The sequence below is a fragment of the Mojavia sp. genome, assembly GCF_059505145.1.
This window is the reverse complement of sequence record NZ_JCACKA010000074.1, coordinates 1-22845: the sequence shown is the minus strand read 5'-3', so window position 1 is coordinate 22845 and position 22845 is coordinate 1. Positions and strand designations below refer to the sequence as shown.

Here is a 22845-nt window from a genome sequence, read left to right as displayed (position 1 = left end):
TGCAATTTTTTAATTACAGAATAAACTTATGCACAAATATTTAGAACCGGGGAATTTCGAGCAAAAATGTGAGGGGTAATGGTCTTAAGAAATACTTCTTCTGACAACTCGAATCGGCTAAAGACAAGCAATACGCACTCAACAGTAGTAAGCAATCGATTTTTTTTAGGAATAGTTGCTTTTAGTGTGAGCTTTGGTCTTAGCCTCGTTCCCAATTGGGATTTTACTAAAGCCTTTCTCACAGGTTCAATTACTGTAATATCAAGCTATGCAGCAGCATTTTGTGTAGATAAGCGGCGTAAAAATCATGAAATGCTGGTTTTAATTTCGCAGCAAAAGCGAATTAGAGAACTTGAAGGACTGAAGTTACGGTTATTTAGAGAAATCAACAAAATAGAAGAGCATCATAGTTTATTATATGCAGAGTCAAAACAACTGCAAAATCAGGTATCAGAATGTCGCAATCAAAGAGATAATCTTCATAGAGAGTTAAGTAGTTTTGCAGGACAAAAAAAACAGCTAGAAACTGAAATAACTACCCTTAAAATTGAAATTGATAACCTAGATAAAAATAAAGTAGAACTAAATAATGCCTTGTCTAATCTGACAGCAGAAAAACGCCGTCTAGAATTAAATTACAATATATCGCGTTCTGAAAGCAATCAGTTGCAAGCCCAAATTCGTGACCTCCAGCAAGAAAAGCAAGATATCGAAAGTAATTTAACCCTCTTAGGCAGACTTAAACCTCAAATAGAGGAAAAGCTATATGAGTTGCGAATTCAACTTCAAGAGTTAGAAATTGAAGTTGCTCAGAAAAATAAATTACTTGTAGATACCATAAATCAAAGAGAAAATATAGAATATAGCCTGAATTTTTTCCAAACCCAAATACTCGAAAAACAAACAGAATTACACCAAATACAAGAGCAAGTCGTATTATTACAAGAAGAACGCGACCTGTTGCAAAACCAAGTTTGGGATTTACTCCAACAAATGGAAACACTTAGCCCAGATTCTTTACCTGAAGAACAGGAAGATGTTCTGGAACTGTTTCCTTTCTCTGAATTACTTGAACCTTTAGAAATAATAGATACAAAAGCCGATGCAACTGAAAAATTACCCCAAGAATGGAGTAATTTTATGGAGCAGCTACCAAGCTATGAAATTCAGGTATTAAAATCTATCCTTGAGCAAGAAAATCCAAATTCTGCTATTAAAAAGATTGCTGAAGCAAATATTACAATGCCAAATTTATTAATTGATTCTATAAATGAACGCGCACATTCTATTCTGGGAGAACTAATAATTAATCCTGACGCGGAAACTCCAGAAATTTACCATGAGCATACAAGCAACGTCAAAAAAATGATTGAAATACATGAAAATCATATATCTAATTAATTTTCATAAAATTAATTAAATCATTCATGCCGTTGTAAAATCATTAGGTTAGTATGGCATATACTTTACTTAACTTACTGGCTGCGAGCCTCTGCGTTCAAAATCAAGTGAGATTACATACATGGCAAAGCTCAAAATCTCGAAAAAAATATCTACTGCTTTGATTAATTCCCTTGGTGCAGGAGTAGTACCAAGGCTAGGAATTGAACATATAGCAGTTGGTCGAGAACAAGAACTAAAAAGCCTTTTACAAAATCTCGATGATATTGCAGAAGGGGTCGCCGCATTTCGATTTATTATTGGCAACTATGGATCGGGAAAAAGCTTCATGCTGCAACTGATTCGCAACCATGCTATGGAGCAAGGTTTTGTTGTCGCTGATGCTGATTTATCTTCTGAACGCCGGCTAGCAGGAACAAACAATGAAGGTTTAGCCACCTATAGAGAATTGATAAGTCGCCTAGCTACAAAAACTCGTCCTGATGGTGGCGCTTTAGTCTCAATTTTAGAAGGATGGATTAATAAAATCCAACAAGAAGTAGTAAAAGAAGCAGGATTACGCCCTAATGATGATGGTTTTGATGACCAAGTTGAAGCGAAAATTAGGGAAGTCGTTCAGTATATTGAAGATTTAGTCCACGGGTTTGATTTTGGCAGCGTAATTATTGCTTATTGGCGCGGTTACCGCTTGGATGATGATAAATTAAAAAATGCCGCTATGCGCTGGTTGCGCGGAGAATTTAGTACAAAGATTGAGGCAAAAGCCGCCTTGGGAGTGCGTGTCATCATTGATGATGATAGTTGGTATGACTACATTAAACTATTCGCCAAGTTTATAGCTGAGATTGGTTATAAAGGGCTGTTAATTCTACTTGATGAATCTGTACATTTATACCAAATATCTACTACAGTTAGCCGGGAAAAAAACTATAATCGACTGCTGGCAATGTTTAACGATACCATGCAATGCAAAGCTGAACATCTCGGTATTGTTATTGGCGGTACTACAAAATTTTTAGAAGATCCAAATCGTGGGTTATTTGCAGATCAGGCTTGGCGAAGACGTACCAAAGAAAGCCGTTTTGTTACCCAAGCAGGTGTTCAAGAATATTCAGGGCCAGTAATTCGATTAAATCCGTTGAGTCAAGAAGAAATTTTGACACTTTTGCAACGCTTAACGGAAATTCATGCTGTTAACTTCGGTTATGAAAAAACTTTAACAAATCGGGAACTGTTGGAATTTGTACAAGAAATTGTCAATCGCTTGGGTGCAGAAGCATTGCTAACACCAGGGGAAATTGTGCGAGATTTTATTAGCGTGTTGAATATTCTTTACCAAAATCCCAAAATCTCTTTTGCTGAATTAATTCATGGTTCTAAATTTAAACCCACTGCGGCAGGTAAAGCCCAAGATGCAGAAGCAGAAGATAATGCAGCAGAATTTAGTTTGTAAGCCATATAAGCTGATTAATTAGACTTGGTGTTATTTCTTCGCTTTTGCCCTCTGCCTTTCACGACTAACCTTCTTGAGCAATTTGCGCTTTTGCCTGTTGCCAAAGTGTTTCTAACTCCTCCAAGCTGTAATCAGATAGGGGGCGGTTAGCAAACGTTTCCATTTTTTGTAGACGTTGAATAAATCGCTGATTTGTGCCTTGTAAAGCGGCGCTAGGGTCGAGGTTATGCCAACGGGCAAGTTGCAACACTGAAAACAGTAAATCACCTAATTCTGCTTCTTGTGCTTCTGGTGTTTCTTCGGCTAAAGCCTGTTGAAACTCTCCCAACTCTTCATGAAACTTTGCCCACACTCCATCAATATTTTCCCACTCAAAGCCTACAGCAGCAGCCTTTTGGGAAATTTTCATCGCCGCCATTAGAGGGGGAAGGGTACGCCCATAACGACTGAGTTTATCACTGAGTTTTTGCGCCTCTTGGGATGCTTCTCCTTTTTCCTCGGCTTTGATTTGCTCCCAATTTTGGCGGACTTCATCTACACTAGCTACCGAAACATCACCAAATACATGGGGATGACGGCGAATCAACTTTTGGGAAATACCTTCAGCAATTTCTTTGAGAGAAAATTGTCCTGATTCGCTAGCAATTTGAGCTTGTAGCACTACTTGTAATAGTAAATCTCCTAATTCTTCTGCGATCGCCTTTTGATCGCCACTCTTGATCGCGTCCACTACTTCATACGCTTCTTCAATTACATAAGGTGTCAAAGTCTGTGGAGTTTGCGCCAAATCCCACGGACAACCACCATCAGGCGATCGCAATTTTGCCACCACCTCAATTAATTCCTGCAACGCCGCCAAAGTATTATTCATAGTTATTATTCATTAAGTTATTCTGCCTTTCTCCCCTGCTCCCCTGCCCCTCTGCCCCTCTGCCCTTTAACTCCCCTTGTCCCCTTCCGCGTCTTCGCCCCTGTAATTCGACGAGCGGTCTTTGATGATTTACGTTTCTTAATTTTGCCACTAGGAAGCAAAGCACGAACACCTTGCTTTTTCACACGCTTATATGCTGAACCACCCCAATCGCTTAAAGAATGGCTCATAGCGCCCAGTTCTAAGCCCAAGAGTAAGGCGAGGAATTCAGTGCTGTAACTAGTTAGCGATCGCCCGACTGTTCCACCCATATCTTGCCAACTTAAAGCAATATTCCACAGCTTTTCGGCAACTGCTAAAGCAAAAATTGCCAAGATAGCTAGCAAGCAACTCAGATAAAGCACCCGTAACGTTGTGCCAATAATTGGGCCGTGGGATAAAAAAGAACGATGGCGCAGGCTTTTTTGATAAGGTAGCCAAATCCAGCGCAAGAAACCCCAGCGTTGATATTGGCGAGAGTAAATATCTAAATCCGGGCCAAACATCAGTCCGCCAAACATAAACCCGCCTGCAACCAATAAAGTTATATTGCTATTGCGAGTCTGCCAAAAAGTGACACCCGCCACGAACGGCAAAGCCCATAATGTAATGCGATCGTGCGTTCGACCAGAGGGCATCCTGAGTCCTTAGTGCTGAATACTGAGTGATTATAAGATAAAAAATATTTTTCCAAAAACACTTGCGCGATGCGAGATAGTTCGCTATATTATTTAATTGTGGGTCAAACGGGTGGTTAGCTCAGTTGGTAGAGCGCCTGCCTTACAAGCAGGATGTCACTGGTTCGAGTCCAGTACTACCCATACTAAAGACAGAAGATAAAGGGCAGAAATGTGACTTTACCCATAACTTTGCCTCAACGATAAGGTTATGGTTCCAGCTTTTGAAGCTCATAGGTAAAACTATAACAGCTTACAAACCAAACTCACGTCGTGCATCATTAAAAGCATCGCGGACTTGTTTATATCTAAAACACCCTGGATTTGTAATTAATTCACAAACGCGAACTTCTGTTGGATAGACATCCTGAGCATTAAGGCTAAGGACAATCTCTCTAACGTCATTGCACAATTTTTCTATGCTTTTGAGACGACAAGCTTTATTGTAATCACGACATTTAGCAGAAATAGCACTACACAAATCTGGAAAGTGTCTAGAAATAGTTCTGTTGTGATGACCTAAATGCTTTGCAACAGTGATTTAACGATCGCCTGCTTTGAGAACTGTTTTATTCTTCCTCTCCAAGCTCACCAAGAGCGTCATCAAATTTGTTGATGATGTCGAGTAATTTTGATACAACTCGCGCAAAGATTTTTTTACGATCTAATAATTTGGGTTTTTCGTTACAAGCACTCAGCACAGTTTCTCTTAATGGCTCTTTCCCAGAAAATTTATAGTCGGCTATCATTTGATTAACAGCTTCGACCTTGAGATTTTCCTCTATACAGAGTTGCCCAATTGCTTCAATACGTTCTTGAGTCCAGAAGTCTTGAAAGACGGTTTCGACTTTTTCTTCGGGTTCAAGGGTGGGTAGCCGCTCTTCGATAAATTTCTCCAGCAGATCCCGTTTACTTCGTAATTGGGCTTCTTTACCAATGAGTTCAAGGATAGAGGCTTTTTGGCTCTGGTACTCTTCTGAGGTGACATCTACTTGCCGATCGCGCTGGAGGTTGCCCAAAAGCTTGAGAATATAGGTGACATTGATTTCGTCTCGCTGGATCAGTTCTAGTTCAAAATCGACTTCCTCGACCAAAGATTCTTTCTCTTCATCGGGTTTTGATCGCGTTCTGTCATAGATGTCCAGATATTTGCTTTTGTAATCTTCAAAGGTTTGTTCATCCAGATTTAAGTCGGAAAAACTAAACTCAGTAAATGATTTACTAACATTCAATAAGCGGATGAGATTACGAAAGGCTTTAACAAACTCAACTTGGTCGTCTTCAATAATAAGTTTATTAACATCGTTGGGAATAGTGGCGATCGCTCTCAATTCTTGCACACCTTCATTAAATTGCTCAGTGTAGTATTCGTAGGGTTCAATGAAAATTTCTTCATTAGCGTTGGGATCGGAAAAGAGGGCAACGGCTTGATCGGTATTCTCCTTAAGATTGCGAAAGCAAACAATATTTCCCTGAGATTTAAGTTCGCCCAATATGCGATTAGTACGGGAGTATGCTTGAATTAACCCGTGGTACTTCAGATTTTTATCAACATAGAGCGTATTGAGTTTCTTAACATCGAAACCCGTAAGAAACATATTAATGACTAACAGAATATCAGCACGTTCATGCTCCTGAAAGTTTTCCCGATCCCTATCCTTCATTCGTTTGGAAATATCTTTGTAGTAAGCATAAAAAGCCTGACTATCTTTAGCTGAATGTTGGGTTTGGTACATCTGGTTATAGTCCGCGATAAATTCATTCAATTTGTCGCGGCTATGGCTGCGGCTGCTCGTATCTGTGCTGATATTGAAATCAGGTTCTCCAATTAAGCCGTTTGCGTCTTCGTCTTCTTCGTTATCGCTGGGGGTAAAAATTGCGATCACTCGTAGGTCATGTAATCCCTGTTTCTGTTTATTTTTGAATGTTTCGTAATAAGTGATTAGGGTATCTACGTTACTGACGCAGAGCATCGCGGAGAACTTTCTGCCGTGGGTTTTACGGTTATGGTTGGCAATAATCCAATCAACAATTAGAGAAATTCGGTCGGGATTTTCAAAGAAGTGGCGATCGCCCTTTGGCTCTGTAATCAGGGTGTCATCTTTGCGTTTGCCCGAATCTTTGACAGCGCCCCAATACTCGACGGAAAATTTAAGAACGTTTTCATCAGCGATCGCATTGGTGATTACATATTTATGCAGACATTCCTCGAATAAGTCTCTAGTGGTGCGTTTACCGTGTTGATTACTGGCAGCGTTATCGGCAAAGATGGGAGTCCCCGTAAAGCCAAACATTTGCGCTTGGGTAAAGAATTTGACGATATTTTTGTGAGTTTCGCCAAACTGGGAACGATGGCATTCATCAAAGATGAATACAATGCGCTTATCTCTCAAACTCTCCATAGCGGCTTCATGGCGAGGCTTTTTGATGGCGGTGTTGAGTTTTTGGATAGTGGTGACAATGAGGGGGTTATCACCAGCCATTTGCTCTACCAGTTGCCGAGTGTTGTCAGTAGTGTCTACACAATTAGGGCTGAAATAATTAAATTCCTTGCTGGTTTGGTAGTCGAGGTCAGCGCGATCGACAACGAACAGCACTTTATGCACCTTGGGAAATTGGGTGAGAATTTGGGCGGCTTTGAAGCTGGTGAGGGTTTTGCCTGAGCCAGTAGTATGCCAGATATAGCCGTTTTTATCAGTATCCTTCACTCGCTCGATGATGGCTTCTACTGCGTAGTATTGATAGGGACGCAGCACCATCAGCACTTTATCGGATTCGTGCAGGACGATGTATTTACAGATCATTTTGGAGACGTGGCATTTCTCCAGAAAGCTATCCGCGAAGTCTTCGAGTTGGGTAATTAGGTTATTATCTTGGTCTGCCCAGTAGAAAGTTTGTTTGTATTCTTGTTTGCGGTTGTTGGCGTAGTAGCGGGTATTGACACCGTTGGAGATGACGAAAATTTGGACGTATTGAAATAGCCCATTGTCTGCGCCGTAGGAATGGCGTTGGTAGCGGTTGATTTGGTTGAATGCCTCTTTAAGTTCCAGTCCTCGGCGTTTGAGTTCAATTTGGACGAGGGGCAAGCCGTTGATCAGCAGGGTTACGTCGTAGCGGTTTTTGTAGTTGCCTTGCTGGGCGATCTGGTTTGTGACTTGGTATTGGTTTTGACACCAATGTTCGGTGTTGAGGAATTCTAGGTAAAAGGTGGTGCCGTCGTCGCGGCTGAGTTCCATTTTATCGCGGAGGCGTTTGGCGCGATCGAAGACGTTGCCTTTGTCGAGGTGGTTGAGGATGCTTTTAAACTCGGTGTTGCTGAGAGTGATACCGTTATGTTTTTCTAGTTGGGTTTTGAGGTTGGCTTTGAGGTCTTCGGCATTGCGAAGGGTGACAGGTTCGTAGCCTAGCCCCGTTAGGCGATCAATCAGCTTTTGTTCGAGTTCGGCTTCAGTTTGGGGCATAGCTTAATTCTCGTTAGGCATAATGACGGGAATCGTTTGGTTGCGCTGCTTTCGATAAATTGTAAAGTCGCTATCCAGGGTTATAATTTGGCTATTTTCGTACACTTCGCTCATTCTGACTAAACAAGCATCGGCGAGAGACATTGGAACTGAAGCATAGCGTTGCATCAGCTTTTCTATGGCTTCAATGTTTTGGCTGAGGATGAAAGGGATAATAATATGACCTTGCTTAATCAGGTTTAGAATCGTTTCTTGTCCGTTGTGAATCCTTTGGGCGAGGAAGCGGCTTCTGTAATTACAGCTTCATTAGTTAAGACAGGGGTGCTGATTTGAGAGAGTTGGGACACTGCCCAAGCGTGAAATTTATCTTTGGGCATGAGGTAGGCAATTAAGACTCCTGTATCTAGGATGGTGGTTCTAGTCATGATCTACCAAATTCTTCTAGATATCTAGGATTATGGGAGAGGTCTTCGAGATTGCTATCGAGGCAACCGATAAATTCTTTAGTCGCTGCGGTGAATGATGTTTCGGCGGTTTCTAGCACAGCAGGTGTTTCGGGTTGTTTATCTTGTTGTTGGCGATCGGCTTGAAATTCTAGGAATTCTACAAATTCGATCACTTTTTTTTGTTGTTCGGGGGGGAGTTGTTGGATTTTTTGGATTGCCATTTCGAGGGTTAGCATATTGGGGAATGGGGAATGGGGAATGGGTAATGCTTTTTAGGGAATGGGTAATGGGTAATGCTTTTGTTTTACTCTCCATTCCCTGGTTCAAGGGTTAAACCGCGATAGACTTGCTCAATTGGGAAATTGAGGTTAATGCTTTTGAGTTCAATTGTGTCGCCTTCTTTGTAGTTAATAATCAACCAGTCGCCTGCTTCGTTTTTATGATATAAGTCGATTTCGATGCTGGTGGAACTGACTAATAGGTAATCTTGTAAGGCGGGATTGTTGCGATACATTCTGAATTTGCCACCGCGATCGTAGGCTTCAGTGCTGCTTGACAAAACCTCAACAATTAAGCAGGGGTAGGTAATATATTGGGTTGTGGTTTTATCGCGATCATCGCAGGTGACGCTGACATCTGGGTAGGTGTAGTTATTTGTGCCGACAATATTAATTCGTAGGTCTGAAGTTGCAGTTTCGCAGCCACTCCCTTCTAAATGATTACTAAACAATGTGATCAATCTGGCAGCAAGTAAGCTATGGTTTTTGCTACCATCGGTCATGGCATAGATACCCATAGGATAAACTTGACCGTTGATCAGTTCGTGTTTTTCTAGTTGCTGTTCTTCCCAAGCAAAGTATTCTTCAGGGGTGAAGTTTGTAGGTTTGTCTTTGGCTGCGAGCATTTTTTTGGTAATGGGTGATTGGTAATTGGTAATACTTTGATTTTATTCGCTATCCCCTAACTTTTCGTTGGCAAAGAAAGAACCTGTACTTCGCTGATTTTGGACAACTGCTTATCATTGGTAATCAACACTGCTGCACACTCCTAAGCACTCGCAAGAATAACAGCATCAGGCATCTTTAAGCTATATTTTCGCCTTAATTGAATTGTTTTTTCGGCAATAGTCGTATCTAGAGATACTTCGATAAGAGTTTTTAGAGTTGAGCGAATTAAATTATCTTCTTGCGAAGATAAACCCTTAAAAGATAAAATCTCAATACTTGTGATGACAGAATAACCTATGTTACCATTGGGTATTGGTTGGGTTAATTCTTGATTGAACAATGAGATCAAAATATTAGTATCAATGAGATAATCCAGTTTCATCCCACTCACTCCGAATTTTCTCTTGCCAAGCTAAAGCATTAACCCCTTGAAAAGCTGTAATTTTCCCTGAGAGTTGGTTAATGGGATGCTCTGAAGCATAATCAGGATTAGATTGACTATCAACTGGTTGACTATGGAGTTTTTGACTCAGATATTGCAAAATCTCCTGTTGTTCTGTCCAAGATAATTGTTCAAGTAAACTAAATACTTGTTCCTTTGTAATTTTCAAGTTCAGCATTGCTTAAATCTCCATATTTTCTATTAGGTAATTGGTAATACTTTTATTTTATTTCTTGTTCCCTTTTTTCAAATAAACAGTTTTTGCAGTAAGCCTTTTTTGAATTTTTCGGTTTGGTCGATTTGGCGGGACAGGATTTCGAGTTTGCGATCAATTGCGGTTATGAAGTTGGCTATTTTTTCTTGCTCTCGAATTTCTGGAAGAAAAGTTTTCCATGAAGCTAAATTTTTATAGTAAAGTCTGGTTCTAGTACCTCCACGTTTTTGCATTACAGCAAATATTTTAAATTCATCACTGTAATTCAATTTTAAGAGTATAAACTTTGAGTTGATATTTTTAGTGGTAAATATTGGATACTCTTTACTAACGGCTATATCCTCACCTGTATCGTTAATATTAAATTTAAATGTAAGATCATCACTCATGTGACGATAAACAAAAAAGTTCTTGGGAACAACTCCGTATTCACCTTCATTTTTAAGTTCCCTATCTGAAAAATATTCTTTTTGCGGTTTTAGACCTTCACGAGAAGAGCTGTAAATAGGTAAATGAGTATTGGCATTGACTCGTTCCTGATGTTCTATTAAAAAATCTCCTAACTTCCTCTCTTCCCAATCAGCAAACTCTGAGCCGATCGCATCTTTAAACCGAATTTTCTGAGAAAATATTTTCTGCATTACGCCGCGTTTGTAGGTTTGCAGCAGTTCCCGTTTGCGGCGGAGTTGGTTTAGGCGCGTATCCACTGCCCCCAAAAAACTAGCGATCTTCTCTTGTTCTGCGATCGAGGGAATTTTAATAATGATTTTTTTGCAAACATCCGCATTTAGCTTGGGTTGTGCTGTACCCGTGTTATATCTGTCGTAGCTCAAGTTTTCTAAGTATGCTACTAAGAAATGATTAGAACCTTTTGCCTTGAGAATATGGGCATGATTATTTACCCAGAATTTTCCTTCGGCAATAAAAGCTATAGGCGTGCTTCTGTTAATAATATTTGCACCATCTTCAGCCAATAAAACGTAAGTTCCATCAAAAATATAATTGTCAATATAATCTATTATTCCCGATGCACCATAGTAAGGATACTCACCCTGCCTTATCTGTCTTTCTTCAGAGCTTAAAGGTATCCTTTTCTTATCATGAAAAACACTAACTTTCTCTAAAGTTGTCGTCTCCCAATCTCCCTCAAACTCAGGAAAGCGCAACACAGGCACATTTTTCTTTAACTTCTTACCCATTACCTATTCCCCATTCCCCATTCCCTAAAACGGTGCCTCAATCCCCAACTCCTCACAAAACCCCCGAATCAGCCGATCCGTCTCCACCATATCCTGATCAACCTTTCGGATCTCCTGCGCCACCGCATCTAAATCAATCTCCTCCTCTTCCTCAAACGTATCCACATAACGCGGAATATTTAAATTAAAATCATTCTCTTCAATTTCCGTTAGCGGGGCGCGATAACTGTACTTCTCCTCCTGCAACCGTTGGCGATAGGTAGAGACAATTTTGTTAACATCCTCATCCCGCAAATAATTCTGGTTCTTTGCCTTTTCAAAATAGGCACTCGCATCAATAAACAAAATATCTTCAGGATTTTCCCGACACTTCTTAAACACCAAAATACAAGTCGGGATACTCGTCCCATAAAAAATATTCGCAGGCAACCCAATCACCGCATCCAACCAATTGCGTTCCTTGATCACATATTGGCGAATTCGCCCCTCTGCCGCGCCGCGAAACAAAACCCCGTGGGGCAACACCACCGCCATAATGCCGTTCTCATCCAGGTGATGCAGCATATGCTGCACAAAGGCAAAATCTGCCTTAGAACTGGGAGCTAATGCCCCATACTGACTAAAGCGATCATCTGACTCAAACAGCTTATTGGCGCTCCAATTGGCTGAAAATGGCGGATTCGCCACCACCGCCTCAAACCGCATTCCCTCATGCTGTGGATGCTCTAGCGTATCCTCTTGCCGCAGATCAAAATTGCGATAATGCACCCCATGCAAAATCATGTTCATTCGCGCCAGGTTGTAGGTCGTGCGGTTCATCTCCTGCCCGTAGAAATCTCCGACTGACTCCACCTCCCGCGCCACCCGCAACAGCAACGAACCCGATCCACAAGTGGGGTCATACACCGACTTCAGACGGCTCTTCCCCGTCGTCACAATCTTCGCCAACACCTTAGACACCTGCTGCGGCGTGTAAAACTCTCCCGCCTTTTTCCCCGCACCACTGGCAAACTGCCCAATCAAATATTCATAGGCATCCCCCAGAACATCGCTCTCGGTTTCCTCTAGCCGAAAATCGATCTTGTTCAAATGCACCAAAATCTTGGCAATCAGCGCATTCTTTGCCTTGGGAGTCCGCCCCAACTTCGTCGAAGTCAGATCCAAATCCTAAAACAAGTGATCAAAATCCTCTTCGCTGTCCTTGCCCATTGTCGAGCGTTCAATACTGTTAAGCACCTGGGCGAGATCATCCAAGATAAAATTAGACGACTCAAAATCCTCGTCTGCCAGATTTTCCTCATGGGCTTTTTTCGCCCCTAACGCCCGTTCCGCTAAAGAACTGAACAACTCCGACGGCTTGAGGAAATACCCTAGCGAGGCAATGGACTCCTCCTTAATTGCCTCTAAATATTCCTGCCCTTCCTGCGAAGATTCATCAAGCTCTAGAAAATCAATCCGATCCTCAGCCAAAATCTCATTGGCGTAAAGATGCTGACGCTCAGAGAGGTACTTATAGAAAATAAACCCTAAGCAATAATCCCGAAACTCATCAGCATTCATTTTGCCCCGCAGCGAATCGGCAATATTCCAAAGCTGGGTTTCTAGCTTTTTCTTAAAGCATAGACTAACACACAAGGTGATTCGTTTGTACAGTGCGTAAGTCCTATATTAATGCTCTGGAAAAATCCTTCTATGCCACTGGCGGCAAGGCTGGCAAAAATGAGGATGGCTATAGCTTATTTCGATGTGATACCCGATCGCTCCATAACCGCAGAGGCGCGGAGGACGCAGGGAAAGAAGTTAGGTTTGAGAGTTGTTGAGTTGTTGCCAAACTCTTTCAGGTGTCATGGGGAGTTGGCGGAGTCTACATCCTGTGGCTTGGGCGATCGCATTGGCGATGGCAGGGGCTGTACAATTGGTTGTAATTTCTCCTACGCCTTTAGCACCGAATGGGCCGTAAGGATCGGCTGCTTCTACTAAAATTACTTCCATTGGTGGCATATCTGCGGCTGTGGGGATGCGATACTGGCGCAATGTGGGGTTAAGAATTTGTCCTTGTTCATCAAATAATAATTCTTCGGTTAAAGCATAGCCAATTCCCATTGCAATTCCACCGGTTGCTTGTCCGTGGCACATACGCGGATTTATTGCTTTACCTAAATCAATTGCTTGTACGCATCGTAAAACTTGAACTTTACCTGTTTCTGTATCAACTTCTACTTCTACTCCTTGCACGGCGAAAGTTAAAGTTGATTCATCTGCTGTATAGGTGACTTCGACGCTAGTTTCACCTGTAGAAAGTAGTTTTTCGGCTGCTAGTTTCACAGCTTGTCCAGAAATATAAACTGTTGCAGAAGCATAAGAACCTGCATCAAAAGGTGTCTTTTGGGTATCGCCGGAAATGATATTAATATCCGCAACGCTGACATTTAAAACTTCTGCTGCTATTTGTCGCAGTGTTGTATCTGAACCTGTGCCAACATCTACTGAACCTGTTCTTAATTCATATTTGCCATCAGGTAACAAAGATAATTTGACGCTAGCAACGTGGATTTTACATAAACCACTTCCTTGCATGGAAACGGCAAACCCGACACCACGACGGCAAGAACCTTCTATAATTGGTGCTGTATTAGGAACATAATTTAGAGACTGGATAACTTTTTCCCAGCATTCTTGAACGGCGTAGCTACCAATTAAGTTAAAGTGGCTATCAGCGTTGCCTAAATTAATTACATCTCCCGCACAAATTAAGTTTTTACAACGCATTTCTACAGGGTCAATATTTAATTTTTGAGCAATTTCATCGATTTGAATTTCCATTACAAAAGTGCCTTGAGTTGCACCATAACCGCGAAATGCACCCGCAGGCATTGTATTTGTATAAACGGCGAAACCTTGAAATCTTTTATTTGGGCAACGATACAAACCTAAAGGTATATAACCTGATAAAAATACCACTGTCTGTCCATGATTGCCATAGGCTCCTGTATTGCCAATAACTTCCATATCTTGGGCAACAATTGTACCATTTGCTTTCACGCCAGTTTTAATTTTAATTTTCATTGCATGGCGGCTATTTGTGGCAGTAAATTCTTCTTTTCTAGTAAATTCCCACTGCACGGGTTTGCCTATCCGCAACGTTGCTAAAACACATAAATCTTCTGATAAAATCTCTTGTTTATTACCAAAGCCACCACCAAGCTGTGCTTTATAAACTCGAACTTTATCTTTAGGTAAATTGAAGATTTGTGAAACTAACCTTTGACAATGAAATGGTACTTGGGTACTCGAACGGACAACTAAATTACCATCTGCTTCTAGCCAACTAACAGTTACATGAGGTTCCAGGTGGACGTGTTGAACTGCTGGTAAATTATAAGTATTTTCGACAATTAAATCTGCTTCTTTAAATCCCTGTTCTACATCACCAGATTCGAGAAATATTTTGCCAGAAATGTTGCGATTTTTATCAGGTATTTGGGTTGATTCTGGCTCATCGTGAATTACAACACCACAATCGTTCATTGCTTGGTGAGGGTCGAGAACATAGGGTAAAATTTCGTAATCAACGCTAATTAATTCACAGGCTTGTTCGGCAATACTGGGTGATTCTGCAACTACAGCTGCCACGCGATCGCCTACAAATCTTACTTTATTATCTAATAAGTAATGATCTAGCGGATCGGGTACTGGTTCAGCGTGACCGGCTGTGGTATAGGGTATTCTGGGGACATCTTCGTGGGTGAAAATGGCAACTACACCAGGGAGTGCTTTCGCCTTTGCGGTATCGATGTTGCGGATACGGGCATGAGGATGAGGCGATCGCAGTACCTTAAGATGTAGTAATCCTGGTGGTGCAATATCTGCTGTGTAGGATGCTTTCCCCGTAACAATTGCTGTGCCGTCTTGTTTGGGAATGCTTTTTCCTACAGACTCTAAAGAATTTGGAACCGCCGTACCGATATTACATCTGTGTTTATCAGTGTTTATCTGCGGTTGATGATATTGCAGAATACTTTCAATAATTGCTTGATAACCTGTACATCGACAAAGATTACCTTTTAAAGCTAAACGTAATTCATCTTCTGATAACTCCGGTAACTTTGCCGCACTCATAATCATCCCAGGAGTGCAGAAACCACATTGAAAACCTTGTGCAGCCAAAAATGCTTGCTGTATTGGTGCAAGTTCCCCATTCTGAAAAAGTCCTTCAATTGTCGTTACTGAATCATTAGCAATTCGCATTGCCGGGTAAATGCAACTATGAATTGGTTTATCATTTACCCAAACAGTGCAAGCACCACAATCACCAGAATCGCAAACACGATGGACACCAAAATAGCCTAATTTGCGTAATAAAGTTAACAGGCTAGTTCCAGGGGCAAATTTTTCTGTATAAGGTTGGTTATTGACTAAAAATTGTAATTTTGACATTTTAATTGTTGCAGACATCGCCTGAAAAGAACTATAATTATTTCTCTACGATAATTTGCACTTGCCCTAGCATCTTCAATAAAATTCTCGTTGGTTAATAATGCAGTAAATTGCGTTTCGCTAAGTTCTATCTTGTCAAATTCCAGCAGGCGGGGTGCAGCGACACTAGCAGCAATTACACACCGTAATTTTTGATTATTTCTGGCACTAACCACAATTGCTAAAGCGGGATCAGTTACTGCAATACTAAAGCGTTGATAATTGATTTGCCAAGTTAAATTAGACAACGGAATTATAACCCGCCTCAATATTTCTCCTGGGTGCAAAATTGTCTGGCGAGAACCAATTTGAAAGTCTTTTGCTGCAACTTGACGCGACTCTCCTTTTAAGTTCCAAATCTCGTAACTTGCATCTAAAGCCACCATTATCGGTGCTAAGGTTCCTACCGATAAAGCTAGACAAATATTGCCTCCTACAGTTGCTACATTAATTACTTTTAATGATGCTGCTAGCGCAGAAACAGCACTTTTTAATCCCTCAACTGCTATCCATTCTGATGACCAGGAATATTCCAATAATTTAATTAATGGACAAGTTGCCCCAATAATTAAATAATTTTTTTGAATTTCAATTTCTGACCATCCCAAATGCTGTGTATCTACTAACACTTTCAGATATGGTTGTGGTTCAGAAAAAAGCCAAGTTCCCCCAGCTAACCAAGCCCAACCATTACCCCAGTTGGTAATACTTTGAACGTCATCAGGACTTAAATAACCTTCTACGTTTGGTAAATCCATTTTTTATTGAAACGTAGATTTATATTAAATATCTAATTGTATTTCATACCCCAAACGTTTTGGTAGTGAAATTTTATAAACATCGCCTTGGTTCATCTCATCTGGTGATTTCATTTGGCTTAAGGCGGTGACAACTTCATCAGAATTTGCTGTCAGGATCACAACCGGGCGATCGCAGGCTATGGGAAAATCATGCCAAGTGCCAAGATGCAGCAATAGTCCGAAACCAGGGGGAAATCTTAGCGCTTTCACTTGATTTAAATCAGGTAAGCTTTCATCTTGTGCATGATTTGGTGGTGCCATCACCATAATAAATGGTGCTTGTCCCAAACCAATAAACATTTGGGTCATGTGTATATGACGTTCTAGCCAAATAATTGGTGGATACCCTGGTAGAATTTTTGCAGTTCTAAAAGTTGCTGTTCCGCGATAGCTAAAGTCAATATTTTCGCCTTCTAGTACCCGTTCTTGATAAAAGGGAATTCCTAAGCCGGGTTTGCTGACATCATCACCTAATAAATGCCCATAGAGTTTGATGTTTTCTGCATCGACATCAATTACAGGTATTTTTAAAACTTTGGTTGAGGAAAGATTCATAAATTAACACTTTTGCATTTAAATTTATTAAGAGTTTTGAACCACCGAGAAATTTTGATAATTATCTCGGTTTCTCGGCGTTATTATGTGATTTATTCATCCATTCATAAATACCTTCACCTGTCGTTATCCAGGTATCAGACTTATTTTTAATGTGTAACAAACATTGTTTTAAATATTTTAAGCGTAGGGGTTGCCCGACAATAAATGGATGTAAACCAATTGCCATGATTCGCCCTTGTGATTCCCCATCCTGCCACAGTTGATCAAATTGGTCTTCAATAGCTTGGGCGAATTCTACACCCGAAAAGCGATTACTTAAACATAAGCTAATATCATTTGCTTCTATAGTATAAGGAATTGCTAACAAGCGACCATTAGGTATGGGATACCAATAAGGTTGGTCATCATTTACCCAGTCCGCAGTATAAACAATTCTGGCATTATGTAATAGTTCAAAGGTTGATTCTGTAATTGAAAATCCTGGAGTTAACCAGCCTTTAGGAGTTTTGCCAGTAGCTTGTCGGAGTAAATCTATGGTTTGATTAATTATCTCAATTTCAGTTTCCCGATTCATACCACTATGCCCAGTGGAATTATTAATCCCATGCGCCATGATTTCCCAACCATATTGCTGCATGGCTGCCATAATTTCAGGATAAAGTGTACAAATTTCACCGTTAACTGCTGCTGTAACCGGAATTTCTAACTCAGCAAATAGTTCAAATAATCGCCAAATTCCCACACGATTACCGTAGTCCCGCCAACCATAGTTTGCAATTTCTGGATAACTATTTAAATGAGGTTGAATTGCCGTTCCCGGTTTGCCAAAGGTGAAGTGTTCGACATTCATCACCACCCAGACGGCAACTCTAGCGTTATTCGGTAATTTTAATGCCGGACGTTGAGTAATCGGTTGAAAAGATGGAGGCAGCATTATTAATAATTCAAAATTTCAAAATTTTTCAATTATTTTAATTATTAATGCAAAACCTTGGAGCATTCTTAGTTGGTTGTATTCTACACAACTTCATTTAAGGGTATATAGCAATCCGATTTGATTTCTGAATCGCTCGTAGAGGTAAGGGACTGGGGATTGGGGACTGGGGACTGGGAAGAAGGAATAAAGGTGTACTGAATTTTGTTCAAAAATCAAATATGAGTCCTATAGTATCTCTAATTACATCTTAATGATTAAGACGGAAATCGCAGACCAGTTACTTAATTTGCGCTTGCTTGTAGATTAATATATCCGCGGCTAGAAGACAAAAGAATAAAATACCTTGAAATATACTAGCCTTGGCTAAGGGTAACCCCAGTTTAATTTGTAATAATTCGCTGCCTACGCACAAAAGTACCATCAGCAAAAGAGATAAAATTATGCCCAGTGGGTTTAACCGACCAATCAAGGCGGCGATAATGGCAGTATGGCCCTAACCTGGAGAAATGCTGGGGCGTAGTCCAATAAAACCAGGGACTTCGCACACTTGTACTTGATGATGCGATCGCTTTCTATCCCAGCATAAGTTTTCAGATTACCAGAAACTACCAACGGCGATCGCACTGTGTTAGATTTGATGCCCATCTTAATTTTGTTGTTAATCAAAAAATAATAGCGCCTACCTATATAGTTAGGTAAGCGCTATTGTTTTAGTTTAGCCCGACACTAAAAAATGCTTAAATCCATTCTTTGATGATTACTAATAACTGGGACAAAATTGAATTGTTTATACAGTGCTGCGATGGTTCAGCAAGTTCCACAAAAAGACAGCAATAATTGCACCAAGAACTGCTAATAAAATACCAGGAATACTCAAACTAGGAGCGGCTAGCGCAAAGTTTCCTGTGGTGAAGAACACACCCAAACTACCGCCGATAAAAGCACCGATAATTCCTAATAAAATGGTTCCCAGAATGCCGCCACCTTGATGACCAGGGTAGATAGCCTTAGCAATAGCACCAGCAATTAGACCTAAAACAAGCCAAGCAATAATGTTCATTGTTCTGAATTTATTAAACGTTTTTTGATGAAAGTAATAGTAACAGTCGCAATATTGTTGACCGATCTGCCAACAGAAATAATTATTGGCAGCCTTAAGGAATACTTAAATTACTACCACATTATTTGATATTCATCTATATAGATTAAGAAAAAGCTCCTAGCAGTTATTTAGCTAGAAGCTTATTAAACTATTGCTTGGTAATTGCAGTATAGGCATTTATCATGACCTACCTCTTCTACTAGAAGAATTAAGCTAAGGTGTTTAAGGCTGTCTCTAAAGAAATGTAAACTAATTACCAGATAACCGCTGATGCGAGATTTAATCGGCAATTGCTGTAACTATTGACTACGCCGCAAGCAGCATTGCGAGAGTTTTATCAACTTATTGGTAGAGGTACAATTGTTTATTCATACCTACCATGAAGACCGTAAAAACAGAACAGCAGTTTATTGCTTTTTAAGTTATGGACTTCAAGTACAGATGGAAAAATGGCGCACCGCCAAGTCGAGATGAAGCAGCACGGAATCAGCATTTATTGGATGAAAGCCAGTTCAATAATGAGCAAGATCGGACACTAGCAGAAGAAATGGCCCGGAAACAACTAGGCGTACCTGCTCCAACCTTAGATGAAGAACGTTCTATACTGCCGAAAGCTGCACCACCCGATCAGCAACAGAAGTAGCTGTAGAAGGTAATAGGGATTGGGGACTGGGGATTGGGGTCAGAAGGCAGATGGTAGGAGGCAGAAGGTAAGAAAGCTGAGAAGATAGAAGCCTTTGCATTATTTTTAACTGCATAGTTATTTCCGTTGCACTGTACTAGCTTTGAAATTCTTGTGCGCCTTCCTTTGCGCCTACCCTGCGGGAACGCCTCCGGCGAATGCGCCTTTGCGTGAAAATAAAAAGAAATTTACTAGCTTGGCGCAAATACTAATGAAAGCTACCAACTTAGAGACCCTCATCGCTTCCTTAGAAGGCATAGAAACCATCACCGACCCCACCCAAGTAGCCAAATTATCCCAGGACTATCACACCTTTAGCCCCATTCTCGTACCCAAATTAGCAGAAAAAGTTGGAGATATCGTAGTCCGTCCCGCCAACGAAGCAGAAGTAATCAAAGTAGCCGCAACTTGTGCAAAACACCGCATACCTATAACCGTCCGAGGTGCAGGAACAGGAAATTATGGACAATGCGTACCCCTACATGGTGGCGTAATTCTCGACATGACCAAAATGCACGAAATTCTTTGGGTAAAACCAGGAGTAGCGCGGGTAGAAGCTGGGGTAAAATTAGCAGCCTTAGATAAACAAGCTAGAGAAATCGGCTGGGAAATGCGAATGGCCCCCTCAACCTACCGCACAGCGACAATTGGCGGATTTATTGCTGGTGGGAGTGGAGGTATTGGGTCGATACAATATGGCTTATTAGGCGATCGCGGCAATCTTTTAGGACTGCGAGTGGTAACTTTAGAAGATGAACCCCGTGTTATCGAGTTACGCGGCGATGATGTGCAAAAAGTTAACCATGCTTGGGGGATTAACGGCATCATCACTGAACTAGAAATTCCCTTGGGGCCAGCTTATCCTTGGGCAGAAGTTATTGTCACCTTTAACGACTTCATGACAGCCGCCAAGTTTGGTAATACCCTTGGCAATGCCGATGGCATGATTAAGAAGTTAATAAGTGTCTTTGCATCACCAATTCCCCAATACTTTCACGCCTTGCAAGAGTACATCCCCGCAGGTACTCACCCAGCATTTTTAATGATTGCCGAACCCAGCTTAGAATTATTACCTGGATTAGTACAACAATTTGGCGGACAAATTACCTATCAAAAATCTGCACAGGATACAGGTAAAGGCACACATTTAGCAGAATTTACCTGGAACCATACCACCTTACACGCCCGGACTGTAGATACCTCAATTACTTATTTGCAAAGTATTTTTCCTGCTGATCCTAACTTGCAATTAGTCGAACATTTGTATCATTACTTTGGTGATGAGGTGATGATGCATTTAGAATTTTTTCGGGTGAAGGGGGCGGTCATTCCCGGCGCTTTGCAACTAGTACGCTACACCACCGAGGAACGACTCAACGAAATTATCCGCTACCACGAGGCGCAAGGTGTGATGATTGCCAATCCCCATACATATATTATTGAAGACGGTGGCAGAAAAGTAATTGATCCTGAGCAGTTAAAGTTTAAGGAAATGGTTGATCCTCATGGGTTGATGAATCCTGGTAAAAGCAAAGTATTAGAATTCAAAACTGACAGATAAACACAGATAATTTGCTTGTGTGTATATCTGTGTAACTTTTGGGAAGTTAGATGCTGAGTATCTACAATCTGTGGTTTGATTTTAAGAACCGTGGAAAGAATTCAACATTTAAAATCTAAAGTCACTCAAGCATGATTGAAATTGACGGTTCCTACGGAGAAGGAGGCGGACAAGTTCTCCGCACCTCATTGAGTTTAGCTGCTATCACTGGTCAACCTATCACCATTGCAGGTATTCGCGCCGGGCGCAAAAGGCCAGGACTAGCAGCACAACACTTAACAGCAGTTCGCGCGGCGGCAAAAATTTGTCAAGCCAAACTGCGGGGTGATGCCTTGGGTTCTATGATGTTGGAATTCATTCCCGGTACTTCTGTACAGCCAGGACATTATACTTTTGATGTTACAGAAGCACAGCAAGGTGGATCGGCTGGTGCAATGACACTCGTTTTACAGACTATTCTTTTGCCTCTGGCAATGGCCTGTGCTGGCTCCCAACTGACTTTAAAAGGCGGAACTCATGTTCCCTTTAGCCCAACCATGACATACATTGAGCAAGTTTATTTGCCAATGCTACGACGTATGGGGGTAGAGACAACAGCAAAGTTACGCGCTTGGGGATGGTATCCCCAAGGTGGGGGAGAGATGCAGATACAGGTAAGTGGTGGTGACAAAATTAATGGGATCACCTTGCTGGAACGGGGTAAGTTGCAGCAGGTACGGGGACTAGCAGTTGTGACGGAATTGGCTTCGCATATTCCCCAACGGATGGCTAATCGTGCCGAGAATTTATTGCGCGAAGCGGGATTGAAAGCTAATGTACAGGCATTACGAGAAAAAGGTGTAGCACCAGGGGCGGGTATTTTTTTAACTGCTGAGTATCAGCACAGCTTGACTGGATTTGGTGGGTTTGGGCGTTTGCGATTACCAGCTGAGAAAGTTGCAGACATTGCTTGCCGACAACTGATAGAGTTTCATCATACAGGCGCACCGATAGATGAACATTTGGCAGATCAATTATTATTGCCAGCGGCTTTAGCTTCACAAGAAAGTCGGTATCGGACAGCTGAGATTACTAGGCATTTAACAACAAATGCTGCAATCATTGAGCAGTTTGGGCTAGCACGGGTAACTGTAGATGAATCTGAAAATATGGTGATGGTAATGCCTCGTGTCGGCGAAAATACTCCTTAAATTAACCAATTCTGTCGCTTATTCAATAGACCTGCCTTGAAAATAGGGACTGGGGATTGGCGACTGGGGGCTGGGGAAGAAATATTTTTATTCCTTCGTTGTGCTCGCGTAGCGTGCGCTTTGCGCTCACCGTGTTCATGGCGTCTCTGCGTGAACCTATTCGTGCAACAGGTCTAATATTTACCTGTATCATACCTAGAAAGGAGAATCAAAGACTCATTAACGGAGTTCTGATACTCGTTGATGAGGCTCAAAGACTCGTTCATCTAGCTCAAAGACTCGTTCATCTAGCTCAAAGACTCATTCATCCAGTTCAAAGACTCATTCATCTAGCTCAAAGACTCGTTAACGGAGTTCTGATACTCGTTCATCCAGTTCAAAGACTCGTT

Annotated in this window: 25 protein-coding genes and 1 tRNA gene; 7 read left to right on the top strand and 19 right to left on the bottom strand. The window is 41.3% G+C overall.

The window, feature by feature from the left end; translation table 11 throughout:
- Positions 1-78 precede the first annotated feature (78 nt).
- Together AC5JL8_RS19100 and AC5JL8_RS19095 are read left to right on the top strand one after the other, a co-directional pair.
- The gene (locus tag AC5JL8_RS19100; protein ID WP_495881265.1) at positions 79-1401 is read left to right on the top strand and encodes a tellurite resistance TerB C-terminal domain-containing protein; all 1323 of its coding nucleotides are present in this window, start codon (positions 79-81) and stop codon (positions 1399-1401) included.
- A 121-nt stretch (positions 1402-1522) separates the two neighbouring features.
- Positions 1523-2854 (top strand): ATP-binding protein, encoded by a 1332-nt coding sequence (locus AC5JL8_RS19095; protein ID WP_495881264.1) that lies wholly within the window; start codon positions 1523-1525, stop codon positions 2852-2854.
- A gap of 64 nt (positions 2855-2918) precedes the next feature.
- Here AC5JL8_RS19095 and mazG read toward each other — a convergent pair whose 3' ends face one another.
- Complete coding sequence (gene mazG / locus AC5JL8_RS19090; RefSeq protein WP_495881263.1) at positions 2919-3725, bottom strand: nucleoside triphosphate pyrophosphohydrolase; 807 nt, start codon at positions 3723-3725, stop codon at positions 2919-2921.
- 17 nt (positions 3726-3742) lie between these two features.
- Entirely contained in the window at positions 3743-4402 is a 660-nt protein-coding gene (locus AC5JL8_RS19085; RefSeq protein WP_495881262.1) for a metal-binding protein, read from the bottom strand.
- 110 nt (positions 4403-4512) lie between these two features.
- Here AC5JL8_RS19085 and AC5JL8_RS19080 point away from each other — a divergent pair.
- Positions 4513-4585 (top strand) — tRNA-Val (locus AC5JL8_RS19080).
- 109 nt (positions 4586-4694) lie between these two features.
- On the opposite strand, the gene AC5JL8_RS19075 is transcribed toward AC5JL8_RS19080, so the two are convergent.
- From AC5JL8_RS19075 to AC5JL8_RS18995, 17 genes are all read right to left on the bottom strand, one after another.
- Positions 4695-4922: a hypothetical protein gene (locus tag AC5JL8_RS19075; RefSeq protein WP_495881261.1), complete on the bottom strand. Its 228-nt coding sequence runs from the start codon at positions 4920-4922 to the stop codon at positions 4695-4697.
- Between the two features lie 88 nt (positions 4923-5010).
- Positions 5011-7902, bottom strand: a complete 2892-nt coding sequence (locus AC5JL8_RS19070; RefSeq protein ID WP_495881260.1) for a type I restriction endonuclease subunit R — start codon at positions 7900-7902, stop codon at positions 5011-5013.
- Between the two features lie 3 nt (positions 7903-7905).
- Positions 7906-8070: a hypothetical protein gene (locus tag AC5JL8_RS19065; protein ID WP_495881259.1), complete on the bottom strand. Its 165-nt coding sequence runs from the start codon at positions 8068-8070 to the stop codon at positions 7906-7908.
- A gap of 71 nt (positions 8071-8141) precedes the next feature.
- Positions 8142-8327, bottom strand: a complete 186-nt coding sequence (locus AC5JL8_RS19060) for a PIN domain nuclease (protein ID WP_495881258.1) — start codon at positions 8325-8327, stop codon at positions 8142-8144.
- Complete coding sequence (locus tag AC5JL8_RS19055; protein WP_495881257.1) at positions 8324-8584, bottom strand: hypothetical protein; 261 nt, start codon at positions 8582-8584, stop codon at positions 8324-8326. Before AC5JL8_RS19055 ends, AC5JL8_RS19060 begins: the two co-directional genes overlap by 4 nt.
- Positions 8585-8652: 68 nt before the next feature.
- Entirely contained in the window at positions 8653-9252 is a 600-nt protein-coding gene (locus tag AC5JL8_RS19050) for a Uma2 family endonuclease (protein WP_495881256.1), read from the bottom strand.
- Positions 9253-9395: 143 nt separating this feature from the next.
- Positions 9396-9677, bottom strand: coding sequence for a PIN domain-containing protein (locus tag AC5JL8_RS19045; protein ID WP_495881255.1), 282 nt, complete (start codon positions 9675-9677; stop codon positions 9396-9398).
- Complete coding sequence (locus AC5JL8_RS19040; protein WP_495881254.1) at positions 9655-9915, bottom strand: hypothetical protein; 261 nt, start codon at positions 9913-9915, stop codon at positions 9655-9657. The genes AC5JL8_RS19045 and AC5JL8_RS19040 overlap by 23 nt, the downstream gene beginning before the upstream one ends.
- 68 nt (positions 9916-9983) lie before the next feature.
- Complete coding sequence (locus AC5JL8_RS19035) at positions 9984-11150, bottom strand: restriction endonuclease subunit S (protein WP_495881253.1); 1167 nt, start codon at positions 11148-11150, stop codon at positions 9984-9986.
- 24 nt (positions 11151-11174) lie between these two features.
- Positions 11175-12314, bottom strand: coding sequence for a type I restriction-modification system subunit M (locus AC5JL8_RS19030; protein ID WP_495881252.1), 1140 nt, complete (start codon positions 12312-12314; stop codon positions 11175-11177).
- A 3-nt stretch (positions 12315-12317) separates the two neighbouring features.
- A complete protein-coding gene (locus AC5JL8_RS19025; RefSeq protein WP_495881251.1) occupies positions 12318-12785 on the bottom strand; it encodes a type I restriction-modification system subunit M N-terminal domain-containing protein in 468 nt (155 codons plus the stop codon).
- Between the two features lie 165 nt (positions 12786-12950).
- The gene (locus AC5JL8_RS19020; protein WP_495881250.1) at positions 12951-15587 is read right to left on the bottom strand and encodes a molybdopterin-dependent oxidoreductase; all 2637 of its coding nucleotides are present in this window, start codon (positions 15585-15587) and stop codon (positions 12951-12953) included.
- Positions 15566-16384 (bottom strand): FAD binding domain-containing protein, encoded by an 819-nt coding sequence (locus tag AC5JL8_RS19015; protein WP_495881249.1) that lies wholly within the window; start codon positions 16382-16384, stop codon positions 15566-15568. The genes AC5JL8_RS19020 and AC5JL8_RS19015 overlap by 22 nt, the downstream gene beginning before the upstream one ends.
- A gap of 24 nt (positions 16385-16408) precedes the next feature.
- Positions 16409-16981: an ureidoglycolate lyase gene (locus AC5JL8_RS19010; protein ID WP_495881248.1), complete on the bottom strand. Its 573-nt coding sequence runs from the start codon at positions 16979-16981 to the stop codon at positions 16409-16411.
- Between the two features lie 61 nt (positions 16982-17042).
- Complete coding sequence (locus AC5JL8_RS19005) at positions 17043-17918, bottom strand: polysaccharide deacetylase family protein (RefSeq protein WP_495881247.1); 876 nt, start codon at positions 17916-17918, stop codon at positions 17043-17045.
- Between the two features lie 468 nt (positions 17919-18386).
- On the bottom strand, positions 18387-18566 hold the full coding sequence (locus AC5JL8_RS19000) for a hypothetical protein (protein ID WP_495881246.1): 180 nt from the start codon (positions 18564-18566) through the stop codon (positions 18387-18389).
- 142 nt (positions 18567-18708) lie between these two features.
- A complete protein-coding gene (locus AC5JL8_RS18995; RefSeq protein ID WP_495881245.1) occupies positions 18709-18981 on the bottom strand; it encodes a GlsB/YeaQ/YmgE family stress response membrane protein in 273 nt (90 codons plus the stop codon).
- A gap of 466 nt (positions 18982-19447) precedes the next feature.
- Between AC5JL8_RS18995 and AC5JL8_RS18990 the strand changes: the two genes are divergently transcribed.
- From AC5JL8_RS18990 to AC5JL8_RS18975, 4 genes are all read left to right on the top strand, one after another.
- On the top strand, positions 19448-19666 hold the full coding sequence (locus tag AC5JL8_RS18990; RefSeq protein ID WP_495881244.1) for a bromodomain-containing protein: 219 nt from the start codon (positions 19448-19450) through the stop codon (positions 19664-19666).
- 250 nt (positions 19667-19916) lie between these two features.
- Positions 19917-21266: an FAD-binding oxidoreductase gene (locus tag AC5JL8_RS18985; RefSeq protein ID WP_495881243.1), complete on the top strand. Its 1350-nt coding sequence runs from the start codon at positions 19917-19919 to the stop codon at positions 21264-21266.
- 131 nt (positions 21267-21397) lie between these two features.
- Positions 21398-22456 (top strand): RNA 3'-terminal phosphate cyclase, encoded by a 1059-nt coding sequence (gene rtcA, locus AC5JL8_RS18980; RefSeq protein ID WP_495881242.1) that lies wholly within the window; start codon positions 21398-21400, stop codon positions 22454-22456.
- Between the two features lie 137 nt (positions 22457-22593).
- On the top strand, positions 22594-22845 hold a 252-nt coding region (locus AC5JL8_RS18975; RefSeq protein WP_495881241.1), incomplete at its 3' end, for a hypothetical protein.

Coding starts and splice junctions, on each gene's coding strand:
- AC5JL8_RS19100 (WP_495881265.1), top strand. CDS start 79: ATGGTCTTAAGAAATACTTCTTCTGACAACTCGAATCGGCTAAAGACA.
- AC5JL8_RS19095 (WP_495881264.1), top strand. CDS start 1,523: ATGGCAAAGCTCAAAATCTCGAAAAAAATATCTACTGCTTTGATTAAT.
- mazG (WP_495881263.1), bottom strand. CDS start 3,725: ATGAATAATACTTTGGCGGCGTTGCAGGAATTAATTGAGGTGGTGGCA.
- AC5JL8_RS19085 (WP_495881262.1), bottom strand. CDS start 4,402: ATGCCCTCTGGTCGAACGCACGATCGCATTACATTATGGGCTTTGCCG.
- AC5JL8_RS19070 (WP_495881260.1), bottom strand. CDS start 7,902: ATGCCCCAAACTGAAGCCGAACTCGAACAAAAGCTGATTGATCGCCTA.
- AC5JL8_RS19065 (WP_495881259.1), bottom strand. CDS start 8,070: ATGCAACGCTATGCTTCAGTTCCAATGTCTCTCGCCGATGCTTGTTTA.
- AC5JL8_RS19060 (WP_495881258.1), bottom strand. CDS start 8,327: ATGACTAGAACCACCATCCTAGATACAGGAGTCTTAATTGCCTACCTC.
- AC5JL8_RS19055 (WP_495881257.1), bottom strand. CDS start 8,584: ATGCTAACCCTCGAAATGGCAATCCAAAAAATCCAACAACTCCCCCCC.
- AC5JL8_RS19050 (WP_495881256.1), bottom strand. CDS start 9,252: ATGCTCGCAGCCAAAGACAAACCTACAAACTTCACCCCTGAAGAATAC.
- AC5JL8_RS19045 (WP_495881255.1), bottom strand. CDS start 9,677: ATGAAACTGGATTATCTCATTGATACTAATATTTTGATCTCATTGTTC.
- AC5JL8_RS19040 (WP_495881254.1), bottom strand. CDS start 9,915: ATGCTGAACTTGAAAATTACAAAGGAACAAGTATTTAGTTTACTTGAA.
- AC5JL8_RS19035 (WP_495881253.1), bottom strand. CDS start 11,150: ATGGGTAAGAAGTTAAAGAAAAATGTGCCTGTGTTGCGCTTTCCTGAG.
- AC5JL8_RS19020 (WP_495881250.1), bottom strand. CDS start 15,587: ATGTCAAAATTACAATTTTTAGTCAATAACCAACCTTATACAGAAAAA.
- AC5JL8_RS19015 (WP_495881249.1), bottom strand. CDS start 16,384: ATGGATTTACCAAACGTAGAAGGTTATTTAAGTCCTGATGACGTTCAA.
- AC5JL8_RS19010 (WP_495881248.1), bottom strand. CDS start 16,981: ATGAATCTTTCCTCAACCAAAGTTTTAAAAATACCTGTAATTGATGTC.
- AC5JL8_RS19005 (WP_495881247.1), bottom strand. CDS start 17,918: ATGCTGCCTCCATCTTTTCAACCGATTACTCAACGTCCGGCATTAAAA.
- AC5JL8_RS19000 (WP_495881246.1), bottom strand. CDS start 18,566: ATGGGCATCAAATCTAACACAGTGCGATCGCCGTTGGTAGTTTCTGGT.
- AC5JL8_RS18995 (WP_495881245.1), bottom strand. CDS start 18,981: ATGAACATTATTGCTTGGCTTGTTTTAGGTCTAATTGCTGGTGCTATT.
- AC5JL8_RS18990 (WP_495881244.1), top strand. CDS start 19,448: ATGGACTTCAAGTACAGATGGAAAAATGGCGCACCGCCAAGTCGAGAT.
- AC5JL8_RS18985 (WP_495881243.1), top strand. CDS start 19,917: ATGAAAGCTACCAACTTAGAGACCCTCATCGCTTCCTTAGAAGGCATA.
- rtcA (WP_495881242.1), top strand. CDS start 21,398: ATGATTGAAATTGACGGTTCCTACGGAGAAGGAGGCGGACAAGTTCTC.